The 18,439-nt window shown below is 34.1% G+C and carries 18 protein-coding genes and 2 pseudogenes; 19 read left to right on the forward strand and 1 reads right to left on the reverse strand.

Translation table 11 applies throughout. The features are described 5' to 3' along the window. Nucleotides 1-11 precede the first annotated feature (11 nt). The 16 genes and pseudogenes from THEBR_RS02975 to THEBR_RS03045 all read left to right on the forward strand — a co-directional run bounded on the left by THEBR_RS02975 (nucleotide 12) and on the right by THEBR_RS03045 (nucleotide 13,948). Nucleotides 12-611, forward strand: a complete 600-nt coding sequence (locus THEBR_RS02975) for a YesL family protein (protein ID WP_012269072.1) — start codon at nucleotides 12-14, stop codon at nucleotides 609-611. A gap of 132 nt (nucleotides 612-743) precedes the next feature. Then, on the forward strand, nucleotides 744-2,150 hold the full coding sequence (amrA, locus tag THEBR_RS02980) for an AmmeMemoRadiSam system protein A (protein WP_012269073.1): 1,407 nt from the start codon (nucleotides 744-746) through the stop codon (nucleotides 2,148-2,150). A gap of 112 nt (nucleotides 2,151-2,262) precedes the next feature. Beyond that, nucleotides 2,263-2,433: pseudogene (locus THEBR_RS11710) on the forward strand (MerR family DNA-binding transcriptional regulator); the annotation flags it as partial. A gap of 48 nt (nucleotides 2,434-2,481) precedes the next feature. After that, on the forward strand, nucleotides 2,482-3,918 hold the full coding sequence (locus THEBR_RS02985) for an IS200/IS605 family accessory protein TnpB-related protein (protein WP_012269074.1): 1,437 nt from the start codon (nucleotides 2,482-2,484) through the stop codon (nucleotides 3,916-3,918). A 149-nt stretch (nucleotides 3,919-4,067) separates the two neighbouring features. Further along, nucleotides 4,068-4,295 carry a hypothetical protein gene (locus THEBR_RS02990; protein WP_004404829.1) on the forward strand — a complete coding sequence of 76 codons (228 nt, stop codon included), beginning with the start codon at nucleotides 4,068-4,070 and terminating at the stop codon, nucleotides 4,293-4,295. A 68-nt stretch (nucleotides 4,296-4,363) separates the two neighbouring features. Then, nucleotides 4,364-4,702: a hypothetical protein gene (locus tag THEBR_RS02995; protein WP_004404828.1), complete on the forward strand. Its 339-nt coding sequence runs from the start codon at nucleotides 4,364-4,366 to the stop codon at nucleotides 4,700-4,702. Nucleotides 4,703-4,954: 252 nt separating this feature from the next. Beyond that, complete coding sequence (locus THEBR_RS03000) at nucleotides 4,955-5,380, forward strand: hypothetical protein (RefSeq protein WP_004404827.1); 426 nt, start codon at nucleotides 4,955-4,957, stop codon at nucleotides 5,378-5,380. Continuing rightward, nucleotides 5,359-5,577, forward strand: coding sequence for a type II toxin-antitoxin system HicA family toxin (locus THEBR_RS03005; protein WP_003866615.1), 219 nt, complete (start codon nucleotides 5,359-5,361; stop codon nucleotides 5,575-5,577). The genes THEBR_RS03000 and THEBR_RS03005 overlap by 22 nt, the downstream gene beginning before the upstream one ends. A 285-nt stretch (nucleotides 5,578-5,862) precedes the next feature. Next, the gene (locus THEBR_RS03010; RefSeq protein WP_013570789.1) at nucleotides 5,863-6,456 is read left to right on the forward strand and encodes an IS607 family transposase; all 594 of its coding nucleotides are present in this window, start codon (nucleotides 5,863-5,865) and stop codon (nucleotides 6,454-6,456) included. Further along, nucleotides 6,437-7,873 carry an IS200/IS605 family accessory protein TnpB-related protein gene (locus tag THEBR_RS03015; protein WP_012269077.1) on the forward strand — a complete coding sequence of 479 codons (1,437 nt, stop codon included), beginning with the start codon at nucleotides 6,437-6,439 and terminating at the stop codon, nucleotides 7,871-7,873. The genes THEBR_RS03010 and THEBR_RS03015 overlap by 20 nt, the downstream gene beginning before the upstream one ends. A gap of 149 nt (nucleotides 7,874-8,022) precedes the next feature. Then, nucleotides 8,023-9,015, forward strand: a complete 993-nt coding sequence (locus THEBR_RS03020) for a LacI family DNA-binding transcriptional regulator (protein ID WP_004404819.1) — start codon at nucleotides 8,023-8,025, stop codon at nucleotides 9,013-9,015. A 57-nt stretch (nucleotides 9,016-9,072) separates the two neighbouring features. Beyond that, on the forward strand, nucleotides 9,073-10,161 hold the full coding sequence (locus THEBR_RS03025) for a Gfo/Idh/MocA family protein (protein ID WP_012269078.1): 1,089 nt from the start codon (nucleotides 9,073-9,075) through the stop codon (nucleotides 10,159-10,161). Between the two features lie 14 nt (nucleotides 10,162-10,175). Next, the gene (locus THEBR_RS03030; protein WP_012269079.1) at nucleotides 10,176-11,225 is read left to right on the forward strand and encodes a Gfo/Idh/MocA family protein; all 1,050 of its coding nucleotides are present in this window, start codon (nucleotides 10,176-10,178) and stop codon (nucleotides 11,223-11,225) included. A gap of 17 nt (nucleotides 11,226-11,242) precedes the next feature. Next, nucleotides 11,243-11,992, forward strand: coding sequence for a sugar phosphate isomerase/epimerase family protein (locus THEBR_RS03035; protein WP_012269080.1), 750 nt, complete (start codon nucleotides 11,243-11,245; stop codon nucleotides 11,990-11,992). 1 nt (nucleotide 11,993) lies between these two features. Next, nucleotides 11,994-12,920, forward strand: a complete 927-nt coding sequence (locus THEBR_RS03040) for a sugar phosphate isomerase/epimerase family protein (protein WP_012269081.1) — start codon at nucleotides 11,994-11,996, stop codon at nucleotides 12,918-12,920. Nucleotides 12,921-13,027: 107 nt separating this feature from the next. Continuing rightward, a complete protein-coding gene (locus THEBR_RS03045) occupies nucleotides 13,028-13,948 on the forward strand; it encodes an AEC family transporter (protein WP_009052751.1) in 921 nt (306 codons plus the stop codon). 154 nt (nucleotides 13,949-14,102) lie between these two features. Here the strand turns inward: THEBR_RS03045 and THEBR_RS03050 are convergent, their stop codons facing one another. Beyond that, on the reverse strand, nucleotides 14,103-15,341 hold the full coding sequence (locus tag THEBR_RS03050) for an IS110 family RNA-guided transposase (protein WP_172632708.1): 1,239 nt from the start codon (nucleotides 15,339-15,341) through the stop codon (nucleotides 14,103-14,105). 501 nt (nucleotides 15,342-15,842) lie between these two features. Between THEBR_RS03050 and THEBR_RS03055 the strand changes: the two genes are divergently transcribed. The 3 genes and pseudogenes from THEBR_RS03055 to THEBR_RS03065 form a co-directional block, all read left to right on the forward strand. Next, the gene (locus THEBR_RS03055; RefSeq protein ID WP_012269082.1) at nucleotides 15,843-16,814 is read left to right on the forward strand and encodes a 2-hydroxyacid dehydrogenase; all 972 of its coding nucleotides are present in this window, start codon (nucleotides 15,843-15,845) and stop codon (nucleotides 16,812-16,814) included. A 246-nt stretch (nucleotides 16,815-17,060) separates the two neighbouring features. Next, complete coding sequence (locus tag THEBR_RS03060; protein ID WP_012269083.1) at nucleotides 17,061-17,816, forward strand: DeoR/GlpR family DNA-binding transcription regulator; 756 nt, start codon at nucleotides 17,061-17,063, stop codon at nucleotides 17,814-17,816. Nucleotides 17,817-17,854: 38 nt separating this feature from the next. Next, a pseudogene (locus THEBR_RS03065) lies at nucleotides 17,855-18,430 on the forward strand (NAD(P)-dependent oxidoreductase); the annotation flags it as partial. Nucleotides 18,431-18,439 lie beyond the last annotated feature (9 nt).

The following is an 18,439-nucleotide window of genomic DNA, read 5'->3' on the forward strand; positions in this document are numbered from 1 at the left end:
GTGAAAATGCAATGAGAGATTCAAAACTTTATGACATAGCTTATTTTATAAGTGATTTAATGATATTAAACTTTCTGTGGATTGTATTTTCGCTTCCTATAGTGACGCTTTTTCCCTCTACAGAAGCTCTTCTTCATTCTATGCATCTTTTAAGAAAAGACGAAGGAGAAGGAGTATGGAGAGAATTTTGGAAAGCTTTTAAAAAACACTTTCATTGGATGCTTATAAATTTTGTGGTTACTGTTGCTGTTATTTTAATACTTTATGTAGATGTAAAATTTTTTACACATCAAAACACAGCTTTTGCATACCTTCTTGCTGGTTTATTATTGTCAATAGGGTTTATGTTTTTAATTACATTAATTTATACTTTTTTGACAAGCCAATATTATGAAGGAAGTCTCTTTAACTTATGGAAGACTTCATTTATATTAGGACTTGGACATTTACCCCAAACAATGCTTATAATTTTGACGTTGTTAGCTGCTTTTATTCTTGCCAATATTATACCAATATTGGTTTTTATAATATTAGCAAGTGGCTCAGCTTATATAATAGATATGATTTTTGAGGGAATAATTAGGAAGTATATAAAGAAAGATGAGGAATAAAATAATTAACACAGGCATTAAAATTATGTAATTTTTAAAAAGCTTCACCCTAATATTAATTTATAAGGGATGAAGCTTTTGTTATTGTGGTATAATCAATATATGAAAAATAAATTTTTCGAGGTGTTAAAAATGGGAACCTTGTTGTCTTGTTATCTCATGCCTCATCCACCTATAATCGTACCTGAAGTAGGGAGAGGAGAAGAAAAAAAGATTCAAAAGACGATAGATTCACTTAATACTGTTTCAATCAACATAAAAGAAAAAAAGCCTGATACAATTGTAGTTGTCACTCCTCATGGATACGTTTTTAGAGATGCTGTGGCAGTGACTGTTTTTCCTAGTTTAGAAGGGGACCTTGGACAGTTTGGTGCAAGAGATGTAAGGTTTAATTTTGAGAATGATTTGGAACTTGTTGAAAAAATTGTAGAAGAATCGAGAAAAAAAGATATACCTATTGCAGAAGTAAATGATGAATTGACCAAAAAATATGTGCTTTCAAAAAAGCTTGACCATGGAACTATTGTACCTCTATATTTTGTTACAAAACATTATTCTAACTTTAAATTAGTCCATATTTCTTATGGATTTTTGTCCTTTGAACAGCTTTACGAATTTGGAATTGCAATTGGAGATGCTATAAGGAATTCAAACAAAAAGGCTGTTCTTATCGCTAGTGGGGATTTATCTCACAAATTGACTCCCAATAGTCCAAATGGCTATACGCCAAAGGGAGAAGTTTTTGACAGAAAACTTCTAGACTTGCTTTCTGAGATGAAGGTAGAAGAAATAATTGGAATGGACAAAGGCCTAATTGAAGAAGCTGCAGAGTGTGGATTTAGATCGGTTTGTGTTATGCTGGGAGTCCTTGATGGATATGAAGTTAAAGCGGAAGTATTATCTCATGAAGGACCTTTTGGTGTAGGATATGGTGTTGTACAATTTGACGTTGGGGAGTACAAAGGCACAAGTCTGATAGAAAAATTGTACAGATTAAAAAGACAAAGGATTGAAGAGATAAGGCAAAAAGAAGACCCCTATGTCAAACTTGCCAGAGAAAGCCTTGAATATTATGTGAAAAATAGAAAGCCAATGCTAGTACCACAAGGTTTGCCGGAGGAGATGTATAGTAGGAGAGCAGGAGTTTTTGTTTCTCTTCACAAAGATGGGGAATTAAGAGGATGCATAGGTACAGTGTTTCCACAGCAAAAGAACATAGCAGAGGAGATAATAAGAAATGCTATAAGTGCAGGTTTTGAAGACCCCCGCTTTGAGCCTGTCGAAGAACACGAGTTAAAGGATATAGAGTATTCTGTTGATGTTTTAACTCCTCCTCAACCTGTTAAATCAAAAGAAGAACTTGACCCTAAAAAATACGGAGTAATAGTAAGAAGCGGCTATCGTTCAGGATTGCTTTTACCTGACTTAGAAGGAGTAGATACTGTTGAAGAACAAATTTCTATTGCCTTGAGAAAAGCTGGAATTAGTCCAGATGAGGATTACACCATAGAAAAATTTGAAGTTGAAAGACATAAATAGTAAGGTAAAAAGGAGGTCAAAACAGTTGGAATTAGTAGTAAAAAATGATACACCTTTAATTGAGTGATAATGAATGTTATTAACTATAAAAAAGGTTAAATAGCTATATGATATAAGCAGAATTACATTAATAAACTGGGAAAAGGAAGGATTAATAACCCCAGTTAGAACACCAAAAGGAAGAAGATACAAAAAAGAAGATATAGAGAAGTTATTAGGCATGCTGGAAGAAAAACCAAAACCTAAAGTAGTTTTGTATGAAGGAGTGTCCACAAAAAAGCAATAGTAACATCTTTCGCAGCAAAAATTTACGGACAAAGGAGCAAAAAGCATGATAGTAATACAGGCTAAACTCATTTTTCTAAATCAACAAGACAAACAAATAGTATTAGACTTAATGAGAAGATGGTCCTCCTGCATGAGATTTGCATACAAAAGGCTTCTAGAAGGTTATGATAGAAAAACATTAAAAAGAGACCTTCAAGGGATTTTCAATTTAAACTCAAGATATGTAGATGATGCAATAATGAAAGCAATAGGTGTATTAAAATCATCTAGACAATTAGACAACAATCCAAAGAAAGTCATTTTTGGAGGAAGAGACTTATTTAGAAAACTTCAAAAGCGCCATATAAATGGGAAAGAATATCAAAAGCTAAAAACAAAGTGGCAAGAAAGAAGAAAAGGAAATCTCTATTCAAGAGGGGATAAAAGCAAAAAGGGAAATCTCAACACAAGGATAGAAGTAAAAGAAAATGGCACTTTCTTAAGGATAAATGTAGGGGAAAGAAAATATGTCTATGCCAGAATAGAAGTAGGCTACAAAAAGAATAAGAGAAGAGAAGAACTTCTACAGGAAATTAGAGAATCAAACATACCCTACTCTGTAGAATTAAAACTTAAAAATGGCAATATATACGCCTATTTTGCTATTGAAGAAGAATATTCAGAAATAAAAATAACAAAAGAAAAAGGAGCAATAGGGATAGATATAAATGCATATCCGTACAACATATCATGGGCAGAGACAGATGAAAAAGGGAATCTAATAAACTATGATAAAATGTCAATGCCAGAGCTTGCAAGTGGAAATAAAGACAAAAGAGAATACTTCAGATGGCACTATGCTCATGAAATAGTAAAAATAGCAAAAGAAAAAGGAAAAGCAATTGTAATTGAAGAATTAGAAATAAAAGACAAAGGCAGAAGAGGGGACTTTTCAGGGAGAAAATCAAGAAGAATAAGACATAACTTTAGCTATAAATCACTTCTTTCAAAAATAAAAACACTGGCAAAAAGAGAAGGGATAGAAGTAATAGAAGTCAATCCTTCTTACACCTCAATAATAGGCATGTTAAAATATGCACCGCAATACATGATAACGAAAGATATAGCAGCGGCCTATGTAATAGCAAGAAGGGGATTAGGACTACAAGAAAAGATACCAGATAATTATATAAAGTTTCTCAACGCATTGACTGTAGATGAATTAGAAGAATTAAAAGAGTACGTAAAGAAAACAGTCAGAAACAAGCATTTGAAGAAAAAGCATATAAGGGAAATAAATAAAGCAATAGAATTTTTACAAAGCCTTGAGAGTGAGCCAGGGAGGGTGCTAGAACCTCTGTATGGAACAAGTTTTAGTGCCTATAATTTGTGGCAAGTTCTCAAGGTAGCGGTGGTAACGCCACTCTCTCCTGAGAAGGTACCAAGAGACTTCTCTGTCCTGAAGGAATTACTAATTCAGGGCAAGTGGGGAGGCCCGTAAGGGCGCAAGTTCCTGCTTCTTGGGGCAGGGGCTATGGCTTTCCCAAATACCGCCTGCTGGGGTTGGGAAAGCCTGAAGGGCGGACTACAAATACCCCAGCTATCTAAACTGTACAGTTTTGTACAGTTTGGGTAACCAGGTAAATAATAATGGATGACATAAAAAAAGAATTTCAAAAGGCAGTTGATGCCTTAAAATATGCGATGGAATTGTCTTTTAAGGAATATAAAAAAGACCCGTCTAAAAAGAATGAAATAGTAAATTTATGGCAAGAGACAATAGGAGAATTTTTACAATATTTTTCTAAAATTAGTGAAAAATATAATGCAAAGGATTTATATAAAGCGATAACAAAAGTTATGATTTTTGGTAAATAACACATTAAATTATATAAAAAATTGAGGGCAAAATATTAATGGAGCAAAAGAGAGGAGGAGAGAAGAAAATGGGTATTTTAAAATTTCTTTCCTCCAGAAAGCTTTACTGGGGGATTGGAGCAGCAGCTTTAAGTTTAATGCTCTACCCAAAAGCAAAAGAAAATATGAAACCCTCAATAGAAAAGAGCATAGAAGAGATGCAAGATGCTGTTAATAAAGCTATGGAGTTTTTTGACAATAGCAAACAAAAAATAGTTGAAACAGTTAAAAATAAGATGGAAGAATTAAGACAGCAAGGCAGTCAAAAAGAAGAGATGATGCAACAAAAACAACAAGCACTACAGCAATTAGAATACCTTAAAAATAAGATACAAGCTCTTGAAGAGCAGATAAAAACATTAGAATGATAGTTTTGCTCAACCGATAAGGTTGAGCTTTTTGTAAGAGGAAATTACCTCAACAACTTTTTGAATCAAGCGGTAAATTTCATAGTCAAGTATTGTTTACAAGGTAGGTTATATGTCATTACAGAAAAAGAAAATTCGGTTCACAAAGAGGCGGAATAAATTTGTTTTGTATAAAAACTTAGCAATATGTACATACTGTACATATTGCACATAATATGATATAATGGAGGTGAAAAAGGGGGAATGAATGAAATGTTTACAGTAAATGCAACAGATGCTCGAAATAAATGGAGTGATTTTATCAATTCGGTCATTCGTGAAAAGCCAAAAATTATTAAGCGCACAAAAGATTATATTTTTGTTTCAAACTTAGAAATGGCAAAAGAAATGTTAAAAATATATACATTTACAGCAAATATTTTTAAAGAAGAGGATGGGAGTGTAACAATTTCATTAAACGAAATTGATATTGTTACTAATGGAAAAGACGAAGAAGAAGCTTTAAATCGTTTAGTAAATGATTTAATTGAATATGCAGAAGACTTTTATAACGACTTTCAATATTGGTATTCAGCTCCTAACCGTAAAAAACATTTACCATATATTTTAAATGTCTTATTACAAGATAGTCATGAAGGAGTAAAAAAACTAATAAAATGCCAACGTGGAGAGAATTAAAGCGTTTTTGTGAAAGAGATGGTTGGGAGTTATACAAACAAACGGATCATTATTTCTACGTTAAACGTGATAAAAATGGCAATATTAGACGGACAAAAGTTTCAATGGGAAGTGGTGAAATTCCAAAATATTTATGGAAAGAGATTTTAAAAAATCAGCTTCAAGTTTCAGAAGAATATTTTAACAGCAAAATATAGTATCGAGGTACAGTATTTTTACTTCGATGCTTTTTATTTTGTTAGACTGCTTCGGCAGTCTTTTTTAAATAAAAAAACAAAATTTAAAATAAAAGTATGAAAATTTATTTGTTGCTATTGATTTTTTTTAATTTAGAGGTATAATAGTAAATGTAATGCGTTACATATTTTATTAGATATGTCTCTGAAAATCAATGAAAAATATTATGTAATCTGTTACACAAGAGGTTATAACAGTTGGCGATAATCGTGCAAAAAGGTATAATTTTAATTAGGTGATGATAGATGTTATTAAGTATGCAAAAAGTAAAAGAAATATACTCGATTAGTCGAAGGACACTTATAAACTGGGAAAAAGAAGGGTTAATTACTCCTCTTAGAACTCCAAAGGGTAGAAGAAGGTATAGAAAAGAAGATATAGAGAAGTTATTAGGCATGCTGGAAGAAAAACCAAAACCGACTGTAGTTTTATATGCAAGAGTGTCCACAAAGAAACAAGAAGAATATCTTAAGAATCAAATTAGAAGGCTTGAAGAATACGCTAATTCCCAAGGATGGCAGTATGAAGTCATATCCGAAATAGCAAGTGGAGTAAATGAAAATAGAAGAGGCTTATTAAAGCTTTTGAACAAGATAAAAAGAGGAGAAGCTGAAAAAGTTGTAATAGAATATCCTGATAGACTAACGAGATTTGGCTTTGAATATCTCAAATTTTTCATGGAAAGCTTTGGGGTGGAGCTTATAGTTTTAGACGGGAAAGAAGACGAGGAAGATGCAAAGAAAGAACTAGCAGAGGACTTAATAGCAATAGTAACATCTTTTGCAGCAAGAATTTACGGACAACGGGGTGGCAAAAAGCATGATAGTAATACAGGCTAAACTTATTTTTCTAACTCAACAAGACAAACAAATAGTATTAGATTTAATGAAAAGATGGTCTTCTTGTATGAGATTTGCATATAAGAGACTCTTAGAAGGTTATAATAGAAACACATTAAAAAGAGACCTTCAGGGAACATTTGATTTAAACTCAAGATATGTAGATGATGCAATAATGAAAGCAAGAAGCATACTAGAATCTGCTAGAGAATTAGGTAAGAGTCCAAAGAAAGTCATTTTTGGAGGAAGAGACTTATTTGGGAAACTTCAAAAGCGCCATATAAATGGGAAAGAATATCAAAAGCTAAAAACAAAGTGGCAAGAAAGAAGAAAAGGAAATCTCTATTCAAGAGGAGATAAAAGCAAAAAAGGAAATCTCAACACAAGAATAGAAGTAAAAGAAAATGGTACTTTCTTAAGGATAAATGTAGGGGAAAGAAAATATGTATATACCAAAATACAAGCAGGCTACAAAAAGAATAAGAGAAGAGAAGAACTTCTGCAGGAAATTAGAGAATCAAACATACCCTACTCTGTAGAATTAAAACTCAAAAATGGCAATATATATGCCTATTTTGCTATTGAAGAAGAATATCCAAAAATAAAAATAACAAAAGACAAAGGAGTCATAGCAATAGATACCAATGCATATCCAGACAACATATCATGGGCAGAAACAGACGAAAAAGGAAATCTAATAAGCTATGGCAGTATACCAATGCCAGAACTTGCAAGCGGAAATAAGGACAAAAAAGAATACTTCAGATGGCAGTATGCTCATGAGATAGTAAATATAGCAAAAGAAAAAGGAAAAGCAATTGTAATTGAGGGATTAGAAATAAAAGACAAAGGCAAAAGAGGGGACTTTTCAGGGAGAAAATCAAGAAGGATAAGACATAATTTTAGCTATAAATCGCTTCTTTCAAAAATAAAAACACTAGCAAAAAGAGAAGAGATAGAAGTAATAGAAGTCAATCCTTCTTATACATCAATAATAGGAATGTTAAAATATTCTCCGCAGTATATGATAACAAAAGATGTAGCGGCAGCCTACGTAATAGCAAGAAGAGGATTAGGACTGCAAGAAAAGATACCAGACAATTATATAAAGTTTCTCAACGCATTGACTGTAGAAGAATTAGAAGAATTAAAAGAGTACGTAAAGAAAACAGTCAAAAACATATATTTAAAGAAAAAGCATTTAAGAGAGATAAATAGAGCAATAAAATTTTTACAAAGCCTTGAGAGTGAGTCAGGAAGGGTACTAAAACCTCTGGAGGGAACAAGTTTTAGTATCTATGATTTCTGGCGAGTTTTCAAGGTAGCGGTGGTAACACCACTCTCTCCTGAGAAGGTACCAAGAGACTTCTCTATCCTGAAGGAATTATTAATTCAGGGTAAGTGGGGAGACCCGTAAGGGCGTAAGTTCCTGCTTCTTGGGGCAGGGGCTATGGGAGTGCTTAAATACCGCCTGCTGGGAATAGGCACTCTCTGAAAGGGCGGACTATAAATAGCCCAGCCTTCTAAACTAGTGCAGTTTTGCACAGTTTAGATGACCAGGTTACAATGGCTAATATTAGAGAAGTTGCTAAAAGAGCAGGAGTCTCTGTTGCAACAGTATCAAGAGTTTTAAATGACAGTGACTCGGTGTCTGAAGAAACAAGGGAAAGAGTATTAAAAGCGATAAAAGAATTAAATTATCATCCAAATCTCCTTGGAAGAAATTTAAGACGTTCTGAAACGAAAATGATATTGGCTTTGATGCCTAATGTCTCAAATCCTTTTTATGCAAGGGTTGTAAAAGGAATAGAAGATGTAGCACATAAAAATGGTTATAATGTAATGCTTTGCAATACTGATTCTGATATTAACAGAGAAAAAGTATATCTTGAAATTTTAAAAAACAGATTAGCGGATGGCGTTATTTTTATGGCGCCTGTGATGGGAAAAGAAGAATTGACATTGATAGGCCAAAATTATCCTGTCGTTCAGTGTTGTGAATACATAGAAGGAGCTGGCGTTTCATATGTATCTATAGACAACTTTTCTGCAGCTTACAAAGCGGTGAAGCATTTGATAGGATTGGGACATAAAAGAATAGGAATGATAAGCTGTGAAAATAACTTTGTATCTACAAAGCAGAGGGAAGCGGGTTATAAAAAAGCTCTTGAAGATTCAAGGATAGAATTTGACGAAAAGCTTATAAAATACGGAGATTACAGCTTTAAAAGCGGAGTAAGAGCAGCGAAACAGCTTTTGGCGATGGAAGAAAGGCCTACTGCTATATTTGCAATCTCTGACATCATGGCTATTGGAGCTATAAGAGCGATAAAGGAAGAAAGGCTTAAAGTCCCTGAGGATATAGCGGTTGTAGGCTTTGATGATATAAGCTTTGCTTCTATGTATGACCCTATGCTTACAACTATTTCACAGCCAAAGTACGATTTAGGATGTGTTGCTATGGAACTACTGATAAAACACATGTGTGGCAAATTAGAAGAACCACAGAGGATTTTTTTAGAGCATGAGCTAATAATAAGAGAGTCGACAGTAAAATAAAGAATAAAGTTTTGTCTTAAAAATACAAATTTAAATATAATCAGGGGAGGAATTTTTATGGTAAAAGAGAAACTGAGAGTAGGAATTATAGGTTGTGGAGGAATTGCTTTTGGTAAACACATGCCCTCTTTGGCAAAACTAGACAATATTGAAATGGTGGCCTTTTGTGACATCATAGAAGAGAGGGCTCAAAAAGCGGCAAAAGAATATGGTACAAAAGACGCGAAAGTATATACGGATTACAAAAAACTTCTTGAAGATAAAACGATAGATGTGGTTCATGTTTGTACTCCCAACAAGTCTCATGCAGACATAACTATTGATGCTCTTTATGCAGGAAAACATGTAATGTGTGAGAAGCCTATGGCTAAGACTGCTGCAGATGCCAGAAGAATGGTGGAAGCATATAAGAAAACAGGTATGAAACTCACTATAGGGTATCAAAATCGCTTTAGACCAGATTCTCAATATTTACATAAAGTTTGTCAAAATGGTGAATTAGGGGAAATATATTTTGCTAAGGCTCATGCTATACGTCGCCGCGCGGTACCTACATGGGGTGTTTTCTTAAATGAAGAAGAGCAAGGTGGTGGGCCTTTAATCGATATAGGAACACATGCCCTTGATTTGACATTGTGGATGATGAATAACTATAAGCCTAAAGTTGTAATGGGAAGCGCCTACTATAAATTAGGCAAAAAGGCAAATGCTGCGAATGCTTGGGGACCATGGGACCCTGAAAAGTTCACAGTTGAAGATTCAGCTTTTGGATTTATAGTAATGGAGAATGGGGCTACCATTATATTAGAGTCCAGTTGGGCTTTAAATACTTTAGAGGTTGGCGAGGCTATGACCACTTTGTGTGGAACAGAAGGCGGAGCTGACATGAGAGATGGACTTCGCATAAATGGAGAGAAATTTGGAAGACTTTATACAACTAAAGTTTCTACTGATGTAGGTGGAGTAGATTTCTATGAAGGTAAATCAGATGACCCAGGATTTTTAGAAGCAAAAGCTTGGATTGATTGCATCATAAACGATACAGAGCCTGTTGTAAAACCAGAAGAAGCTCTTGTAGTAACTGAGATACTAGAGGCTATTTATACATCTGCGAAAACAGGAGAACCAGTATATTTTAACAGGTAAATGGAGGCTTTTGTATGGAAAAACTTAAATATGCATGTGTTGGTGCAGGGTCAGTTGCTGATTACAAACACTTAAACGGTTATTCAAAAGTAGAAGGAGTTGAAATTGTAGCCATATCTGATCCGGATATAGAAGCTGCAAAAAGATTAGCGGAAAAGTACAATATACCTCACGTTTATACAGATTATGAAGAAATGTTTGAAAGAGAAGAACCAAACTTAATAAGCGTATGTACTCCTAATTATTTACATGCGCCTATTTCTATAAAAGCGATGGAAAAGGGAATTCATGTGCATTGTGAAAAACCTATAACTCTAAGCGCAAAAGAAGCTTATGAGGTCATTGAATCAAAAAATAAATACAAAAGGAAGTTTATGATAGGATTAAATAATAGGTTTACAAATGAATCTTTCTTTGTAAAAAGATATATAGAGGAAGGGTATATAGGCGAAATATACCATGTAAAGACTGGCTGGAGGAGAAGGAGAGGCATTCCTGGAAAGGGCGGATGGTTTACAAATAAGAAATTGTCTGGAGGAGGCCCATTAATTGATTTAGGTGTACATTTTTTAGACTTAGTCTTGTATTTCATGGGATACCCAGAGGTGCAATCTGTGTCAGCAGCTACTTATTCTAAGTTTTCAAATAGCAACAGTTTAAACAGCTGGAATTATGCAAAAAGCGGGGATGGAATTTACGATGTGGAGGATATGGCAGTAGGCTTTGTAAGGCTTAAAAATGGTGCCACAATTGACTTTGAATTCAGCTGGGCTTCCAACATTGAGGGAGATTACAATCACTATGAAATTTTAGGTGATAAAGGTGGCATATGGTTTAAAAACGGACAGCTTAAAGTATTTTCGGAAATTGTTGAGACATTGATTGAAATAGTTCCCGACACCAATTATCCAAAGTCGCCTTTAAATGAATTTGAACATTTTGTTGACTGCATAAAAAATGACAAAGAGCCTCTGGCTTCTGCTGAAGAAGGGGCAAAACTCATGAAAATAATAGACGGTGCCTATGAATCAGCTGAAAAAGGTAAGGAAATAGTTTTAGGTTAAAGGGGGAAAAAATTAAAATGAGCATACCTATAGCACTTCAACTTTACACTTTGAGAGAGGAGACACAAAAAGATTTTACAGGTACTCTTGAAAAGGTTGCGGAAATAGGATACGAAGGAGTGGAGTTTGCAGGATATGGCGGTTTAAAAGCATCAGAATTAAGAAAAACGCTTGATAAATTAGGACTAAAAGCTGCTGGTAGTCATGTAGGAATAGATTTATTGAAAAACAATCTTGAGGAAGTGATAGATTATAACCTTGAAATAGGCAATAAATACATCGTATGTCCGTGGAATGAGTACAAGTCAAGAGAGGATTATATTGAAACAGCAAAGTTGTTTAATAAAATAGGTGAAAAGTGTAGGGAAAAGGGACTTGAGTTTTGTTATCACAACCACAATCACGAATTTGAAATATACGATGGAGAATATGGACTTGACATACTTTACAAAAATACAGATAAAGAACTTGTAAAAGCTGAAATCGATGCATATTGGGTTACATATGCGGGAGTTGACCCGTTAGAATATCTTAAAAAATTCTCCAATAGACTACCTTTAATTCACTTAAAAGACATGGATAAAGAGGACAGGTCTTTTACTGAAATAGGAAATGGAATTATCAATTTTAAAGAAGTAATAAAAATTACAAAAGAAAATGGAGTTAAATGGCTAATTGTTGAACAGGATGAGTGTAAAAGACCTCCAATTGAAAGTGTGAAAATTAGTTTTGAAAATTTAAAAAAGATTTTAGAGGAGGAAATGTAAAATGTATTTAGGATTTTTAACAGTATGTCTTGGGAATATGCCTCTTAAAGAAAAAGCTAAGTGGGCAAGTGAAAATGGGTTTAAATCACTGGAAATTGCATGCTGGCCTAAAGACAATACGAGGGATTATTCTGCAAGTGACATAGATGTAGAAAATCTCACACCTGAAGAGGCGGAAGAAATAAAAAAATATTTTAAGGAGTACGGGCTCACAATTTCATCTCTTGCATATTATGACAACAACCTTGACAGAGACCCAGAAAAGAGAAAGTTTATAAACAATCACTTAAAAAAGTGCATTGATGTAGCTAAAATGCTTGGGACTGACATGGTGGGGACTTTTGTAGGGAGAAACATTGAAAAGAGCATAAAAGACAATTTTGATGAATTTGAAAGAGTTTTTACTGATATAATAAGCTATGCGGAAGACAAAGGAATAAAAATTATAATCGAAAATTGCCCTATGGAAGGATGGCAGGTACCTGGCCTTCCAGGAACCATATCTTTTACACCAGAGCTTTGGGAGGAGATGTTTAGAAGGATACCTTCTAAAAACTTTGGTTTAAATCTTGACCCTTCCCATCTTGTTTGGCAGTTTATAGACTATATAGATGTGATACCAGAGTTTAAAGATAGAATATTTCATGTACACGCAAAAGACACAGAAGTGTTTGAGGATAAATTTAAGCGATATGGAGTTTTCAACAGACAGCTTTACACAGGAACGCATGGCGAATTTGGATACTGGAGATACCGAATGCCAGGTATGGGAAATGTAGATTGGGGCAAGTTTATAAAGGCGCTAAAAGACAATGGATATGATGGAGTAATAAGCATAGAACATGAAGACCCTCTATATGAAGGCAGTGAAGAAAAAGTAAAAGAAGGGCTTCTTTTAGGTCTAAATCATCTAAAACAATTTATATAACTTTAATAACTTTAAAAAAAGCTCAACCTAATAATCGGTTGGGCTTTTTTTTAATGTAAACATACTGTAAAATATAAGATATACGTTAAGTGATGGGGGAGATAAAATTGGTCACTTCAAAAATCGCTGAAGTGCTTCTACAAATATTCACTGTTATGGCAGTAGGATTTTATGTGGCAAAAATAAAAATAGTAAAGGAAGAAAATTTTAAAGCTTTTGCTGATCTAACTGTCTTAGTGGCAATACCTGCTCTTATATTTTACGGCATATACACAAACTACACCTTAGATATGTTAAAAACTTCTTATATGATACCAATAGTGGGAGTGGCTGTTCCTTTTTTAACCTATCTAGTGAGCAAAATTATCTTTTTACTTTTAAAAGTTCCTGAAGAGATAGAAAAAGAACTTTACCTCATTTCTTCTTTTAGCAATACCTTGTTTGTAGGGTTACCTGTCAGTTTGGCTCTTTTTGGAGAAAAAAGTCTGCCTTTTGTCATATTATATGATTTTGGACATACTTCACTTTTTTGGACATTGGGTGTGATGATTATTACAGGTGACAAGCTTTTTAATGCGAAAAACTTTAAAAAGTTAGTTAATCCCTCCACAATTACTCTTTTCTTTAGTTTTTTAGCTATAACTTTACATATTAAAATTCCTTCTTTTTTATTAAAAAGCCTTCAAATGATAGGTGGCATTGCTGTACCTCTTGCTATGATGTTTATAGGGATGAATATGGTCCATATCGATTTTAAAGAAAGAAATGGTAGCAAATATGTTTATATCGCAGCAGTAATTAAACTTATTTTAGCTCCTCTTATTGCTTATGGAGTGGTGAGCTTTTTGAGTATACCTTCACTTGTGAAAAAGATAGTCATTTTAGAAAGCGCTATGCCTGCAATGGCTAGTTCAGCAATTATTGCAAAACAATATGATAAAAACCACAAATTTGTCTCTATAAGTGTATTTTTGACAAATATTTTGTCTTTTATAACAATATCTGTTATACTATACTTGATGGGATAAATTTGTATGGAGTATTTCGGTAATATGTCAAGAGGGTGGTAAAAAAAATTCAAAAAAAATTTAATAAAATAACCTAAAAAAGGGTATAGCAAAGCTAACCATCACGCAATAAGCTAATGGAAAATAATGTAAAATATGGTTATGGGGTAATATGTTAACTTATACAATCATCTCCTTTCATTATTGGGGATTTATAAAGTTTTTCTTCGCGCAGCAGAGCGAAGACTAACCTTACAGTTTTACGTGCAGTCAATACAAGAGCACGTTTATGCTTGTGAGTTTTGCTTTCTTTAAATTTGCGGGCATAGTATTGTGAGAACTCAGGTAAATACTTCCTGAGCTGGTCAGCTGCTTGAATAAAATAATATCTGAGATACTCATTACCAGTACGCTTGAGATATGTGTCCTCCGCTTTAAAATCAGCAGACTGGTACTCTGACCAATAAAGGCCGGAAAACTTTGCAAGGGCATTATCATTATCAAACCTTGAAATTCCGCCTATCTCAGATATTAAGCCGGCTGCGATGGTTGGGCCAATACCTTTTACTGATGTAAGACAAAGAAATTCATTGTTAAATCCTTTTACCTCATTAATAATGGCTTTTTCTACAGCTTTCTTCTGCTTTTCAAGGGACTGTAGATTGTCAAAGCAAGACTTGATAACAAAGTTTAAAGAATCATCTACAGTAGCATTAATTCTATAAGACTTGCGAACAGCCTCTTGAAGCAATTTAGCTGTAGCTTCTGGATCATCAAAGCGATCTTTACTCTTATCAACCAAAAAGCCGGCAAGTTCATCAAGCGGTCGAGCCGCAATATCATCAAGGGTGAAAAACTCATTAAATATTTCAGTAGCAGTTGCTCCAAAATTATTACTAAAGACTTTATTTTGGCACAAACCGCTAAACTTAAGGAACAAATTGCTGAGTAAATAATTTTTTTCTCTAACAATACTATTAACAATGTGAAAGCGATGGCGAGTAAGCCTCTGGAGAGCAAGATATCTAAAATCTACAGAACAAGATTTAGGGAGTCTACCGAATCTCAGTTTTTCGGCAATAGCAAAGGCATCAATCCAGTCATTTTTAGGTAAATTGCCGAGAGACTTTTTAAAAGCATTAATAATATTTGCATTAAAAGTAGTAATAGAAGGTTGATAAGGCTTAAGAGCAGAATGATCAGCCAAATAATACTGGAGGTGCCAGCCATAGACTGAGGTAGATTCCAAACCAATAAAGACCTTTTGAATATTGTATTTATTACAACACTCCAAGATACGTGATACTATAACATCACAACCATGAGGGTTATTTTCTACAGAAAAACGGGAGGAAGCATCATTACCCTCCTGGTCGAGAATATGAACCTTGACATCATTCAGGCTTACATCCATACCAACAAAAAGCTTATTCAAGATTGTTACACCTCCTTTCAAAAGTGATAAAGTAAGTAAAAGTTAATTTGAGATAACCCTAGCAACCAGATTATGTAGCAACCTCGCAATTAGCTCTTAATATATAAGCCTGAATCCTCTGCTGCCAGGGGCTTATATATGACAAAGCAGATTTCGCGTAAGAAAAGGCAAATCTGGTGTAGGGACCACACTTTAAAGAGCGGTCAAGCCGCATGGAGGACGAAAGCCTGTCCCACATTAACTTTACAGTATAATAATGCTACAAGTTATCTCAAAAGTAAATAATAAGGCCGAAAAAAGATGAGACGGCCGCGCCATGAATCCTGCATATTGCGCAATATTACGGATTCATGGCAATAGATAAGATTTTAGACAAGATGAGAATATTAAAGATTTCCAGTTATAAATGCGCTTTATTAAATTTTTAAGAAGTGAGACAAATTTATTGTCTTTAAAATTAATTATACGAGGAGGATTCTTATGTTTAAAGTGTATGTTACAAGGATGATTCCTGAGGAAGGGATTGAACTTTTAAAAAAGTACTGCGAAGTTGAAATAAACCCAGAAGACAGACCTCTTAAAAGAGAAGAATTGCTTGATGTAATAAAAGACAAAGATGCCGTTGTGACGCAGCTTAATGAAAAAGTTGATGCAGAATTTTTTGATTCAGCAAAAAATTTAAAAATTGTGGCAAATTACGCTGTAGGATTTGACAATATCGATCTAAAAGAGGCAACTAAGAGAAAAATTTATGTTACAAATACGCCAGATGTTTTGACAAATGCAACAGCAGAACTTGCATGGGCACTCCTCTTTGCAGCAGCTCGAAGGGTTATTGAGGCAGATAAATTCACAAGAGAAGGAAAATTTACTGGATGGGCACCGAACCTCTTTTTAGGTAAAGCTGTGACGGGAAAAACATTGGGAGTAATTGGTGCGGGGCGTATAGGACAAGCTTTCGCAAAGATGTCGAAAGGGTTTGACATGAAAATTTTATACACTGCAAACACTCCAAAAGAAGAATTTGAAAAAGAGACAGGTGCAAAGTATGTTGACTTGGAAACACTTTTGAAAGAATCGGATTTTGTATCACTTCATGTGCCGCTGACACCTCATACACGCCATTTAATAGGGGAAAAAGAATTAAAACTTATGAAAAAAACCGCAATTTTAATAAATACAGCGAGAGGTCCTGTTGTAGATGAAAAAGCGCTGGTAAATGCATTAAAAAATAAAGACATTTATGCAGCAGGTCTTGACGTATATGAAAAAGAACCGGAGATTACAGAGGAATTAAAAGCTTTAGATAATGTAGTAATACTTCCACATATAGGAAGTGCTACAGATGAGGCAAGGAGAGATATGGCAGTACTTGTTGCACAAAATATAATAGACGTAATAGAAGGAAGAACGCCGCGCACCCTTGTAAATAAAGACATATTGGAGAAGTAAATTTTTAAGGAATCCCTAAAATGGGATTCCTTACTTTGTTCTTATAAAACCATACAAAGTAATAAAAAAATTTTAAAACAAAGAAGGATTTTTTGGATTTGTGTAGAATTAATATATTAAAGTCAATAAAATCCACAAACAAAAACGGAATTTCCAACTTGAAACTGTGTTTTATTTTTATTTGCTTTATATTTTAGGTTTTGAGCAAAATAAAAAACAAATTGATATTTTTAGGAGTGGATGTAGATGCTGGTTTCGACAAGGAGAGATAAAATCAAAGAAATCATTTTAAAAAAGAAAGCCGTTAAAGTCTCTGAGCTTTGTGAGATTTTCAAAGTTTCTGATGAGACAATAAGAAGGGACTTAGAAGAATTAGAAAGACAAGGACTGGTAGAGAGAAACTATGGAGGCGCAGTACTGAAAGAAAATATTATTATTCCTCCCCTTGTCAAAAGATTTAAAGAGCACACAGAAGAAAAGCAAAAAATTGCTGCAAAAGCGGTAGGAGAAGTAAAAGAAGGAGATGTCATTTTTTTAGATGCAGGTTCTACTACTTATCACATAGCCCGACTCCTTAAAAATTTTAATAACATAACTGTTGTGACAAATGCTTTAAACGTTGCTACAGAATTAGCTAATAATCCTAATATTAATCTTTTTATTACTGGTGGAAAATTAAAAACTGACAATCATTCAATGGTAGGCTTTGAAACACTAAATTGCATTGGCAGATACAACATTGACATCTTGTTTTTAGGAACTGGTGGCATTTCTTTAGAAAAAGGGCTTACGACGTCTGATATTTTTGAAGCAGAAGCTAAAAAAGCCATGATAAAATCAGCCAGCAGAGTAATTGTCGTGGCTGATAGCAGCAAATTTGGGAAAGTTGCAATGGTGTCCTTTTGCACATTTGAAGATGTAGAAAAGATAATAACCTCTGGAGAACAAAACAAAGAGATAGTAGAGGAATTAAAAAATTATGTAAAGATTGAAGTGGTATAGAAAATTTAAAAGGAGAAGATTACTTATGAGGCGTAAAAATGGGTGTTAAAATTGCTATTGTAAATTCCAGTAGTTTTGGTAAGCATTTTCCTGAACATATCGAAAGGTTAAAAGCGTTAGGAGAAGTAGAAAGATTTGAACTTCCCCACGATATAAGAGGGAAGGCTTTAGCAGAAAAGCTAATGGGCTATTCTGTAATAATTGCCAGTGTCAAGCCATATTACGATAAGGAGTTTTTTGAGCATAAAGATAAAACTCTTTTAATAACACGCCACGGCATAGGTTATGATACAATAGACATTAAAAGCGCTACTGAAAAGGGAGTTATTGTAACGAAAGTTGAAGGCATTGTAGAAAGGGAAGCTGTAGCCGAAAATGCTGTTGCACTTTTATTAGATGTTATGAAAAAAGTAAGGTCTGCATCCCTTAAAGTGAAAGAAGGAAAGTGGGAGGAAAGAGCGAGCTTCATTGGATATGAGATAAAAGACAAAGTTGCAGGAATTATAGGTATTGGAAATATTGGAAGCAGAGTTTGTGAAATTCTGAAATATGGGTTTGGTGCTAAAGTAGTGGCTTATGACCCTAATCTTTCACCTGAAAACTTTGACAAAAGAACTTAAAAA

It is taken from the genome of Thermoanaerobacter brockii subsp. finnii Ako-1, from assembly GCF_000175295.2.
Classification (GTDB): Bacteria; Bacillota; Thermoanaerobacteria; order Thermoanaerobacterales; family Thermoanaerobacteraceae; genus Thermoanaerobacter; species Thermoanaerobacter pseudethanolicus.

Coding starts and splice junctions, on each gene's coding strand:
- THEBR_RS02975 (WP_012269072.1), top strand. CDS start 12: ATGAGAGATTCAAAACTTTATGACATAGCTTATTTTATAAGTGATTTA.
- amrA (WP_012269073.1), top strand. CDS start 744: ATGGGAACCTTGTTGTCTTGTTATCTCATGCCTCATCCACCTATAATC.
- THEBR_RS02985 (WP_012269074.1), top strand. CDS start 2,482: ATGATAGTAATACAGGCTAAACTCATTTTTCTAAATCAACAAGACAAA.
- THEBR_RS02990 (WP_004404829.1), top strand. CDS start 4,068: ATGGATGACATAAAAAAAGAATTTCAAAAGGCAGTTGATGCCTTAAAA.
- THEBR_RS02995 (WP_004404828.1), top strand. CDS start 4,364: ATGGGTATTTTAAAATTTCTTTCCTCCAGAAAGCTTTACTGGGGGATT.
- THEBR_RS03000 (WP_004404827.1), top strand. CDS start 4,955: ATGTTTACAGTAAATGCAACAGATGCTCGAAATAAATGGAGTGATTTT.
- THEBR_RS03005 (WP_003866615.1), top strand. CDS start 5,359: ATGCCAACGTGGAGAGAATTAAAGCGTTTTTGTGAAAGAGATGGTTGG.
- THEBR_RS03010 (WP_013570789.1), top strand. CDS start 5,863: ATGTTATTAAGTATGCAAAAAGTAAAAGAAATATACTCGATTAGTCGA.
- THEBR_RS03015 (WP_012269077.1), top strand. CDS start 6,437: ATGATAGTAATACAGGCTAAACTTATTTTTCTAACTCAACAAGACAAA.
- THEBR_RS03020 (WP_004404819.1), top strand. CDS start 8,023: ATGGCTAATATTAGAGAAGTTGCTAAAAGAGCAGGAGTCTCTGTTGCA.
- THEBR_RS03025 (WP_012269078.1), top strand. CDS start 9,073: ATGGTAAAAGAGAAACTGAGAGTAGGAATTATAGGTTGTGGAGGAATT.
- THEBR_RS03030 (WP_012269079.1), top strand. CDS start 10,176: ATGGAAAAACTTAAATATGCATGTGTTGGTGCAGGGTCAGTTGCTGAT.
- THEBR_RS03035 (WP_012269080.1), top strand. CDS start 11,243: ATGAGCATACCTATAGCACTTCAACTTTACACTTTGAGAGAGGAGACA.
- THEBR_RS03040 (WP_012269081.1), top strand. CDS start 11,994: ATGTATTTAGGATTTTTAACAGTATGTCTTGGGAATATGCCTCTTAAA.
- THEBR_RS03050 (WP_172632708.1), bottom strand. CDS start 15,341: ATGGATGTAAGCCTGAATGATGTCAAGGTTCATATTCTCGACCAGGAG.
- THEBR_RS03055 (WP_012269082.1), top strand. CDS start 15,843: ATGTTTAAAGTGTATGTTACAAGGATGATTCCTGAGGAAGGGATTGAA.
- THEBR_RS03060 (WP_012269083.1), top strand. CDS start 17,061: ATGCTGGTTTCGACAAGGAGAGATAAAATCAAAGAAATCATTTTAAAA.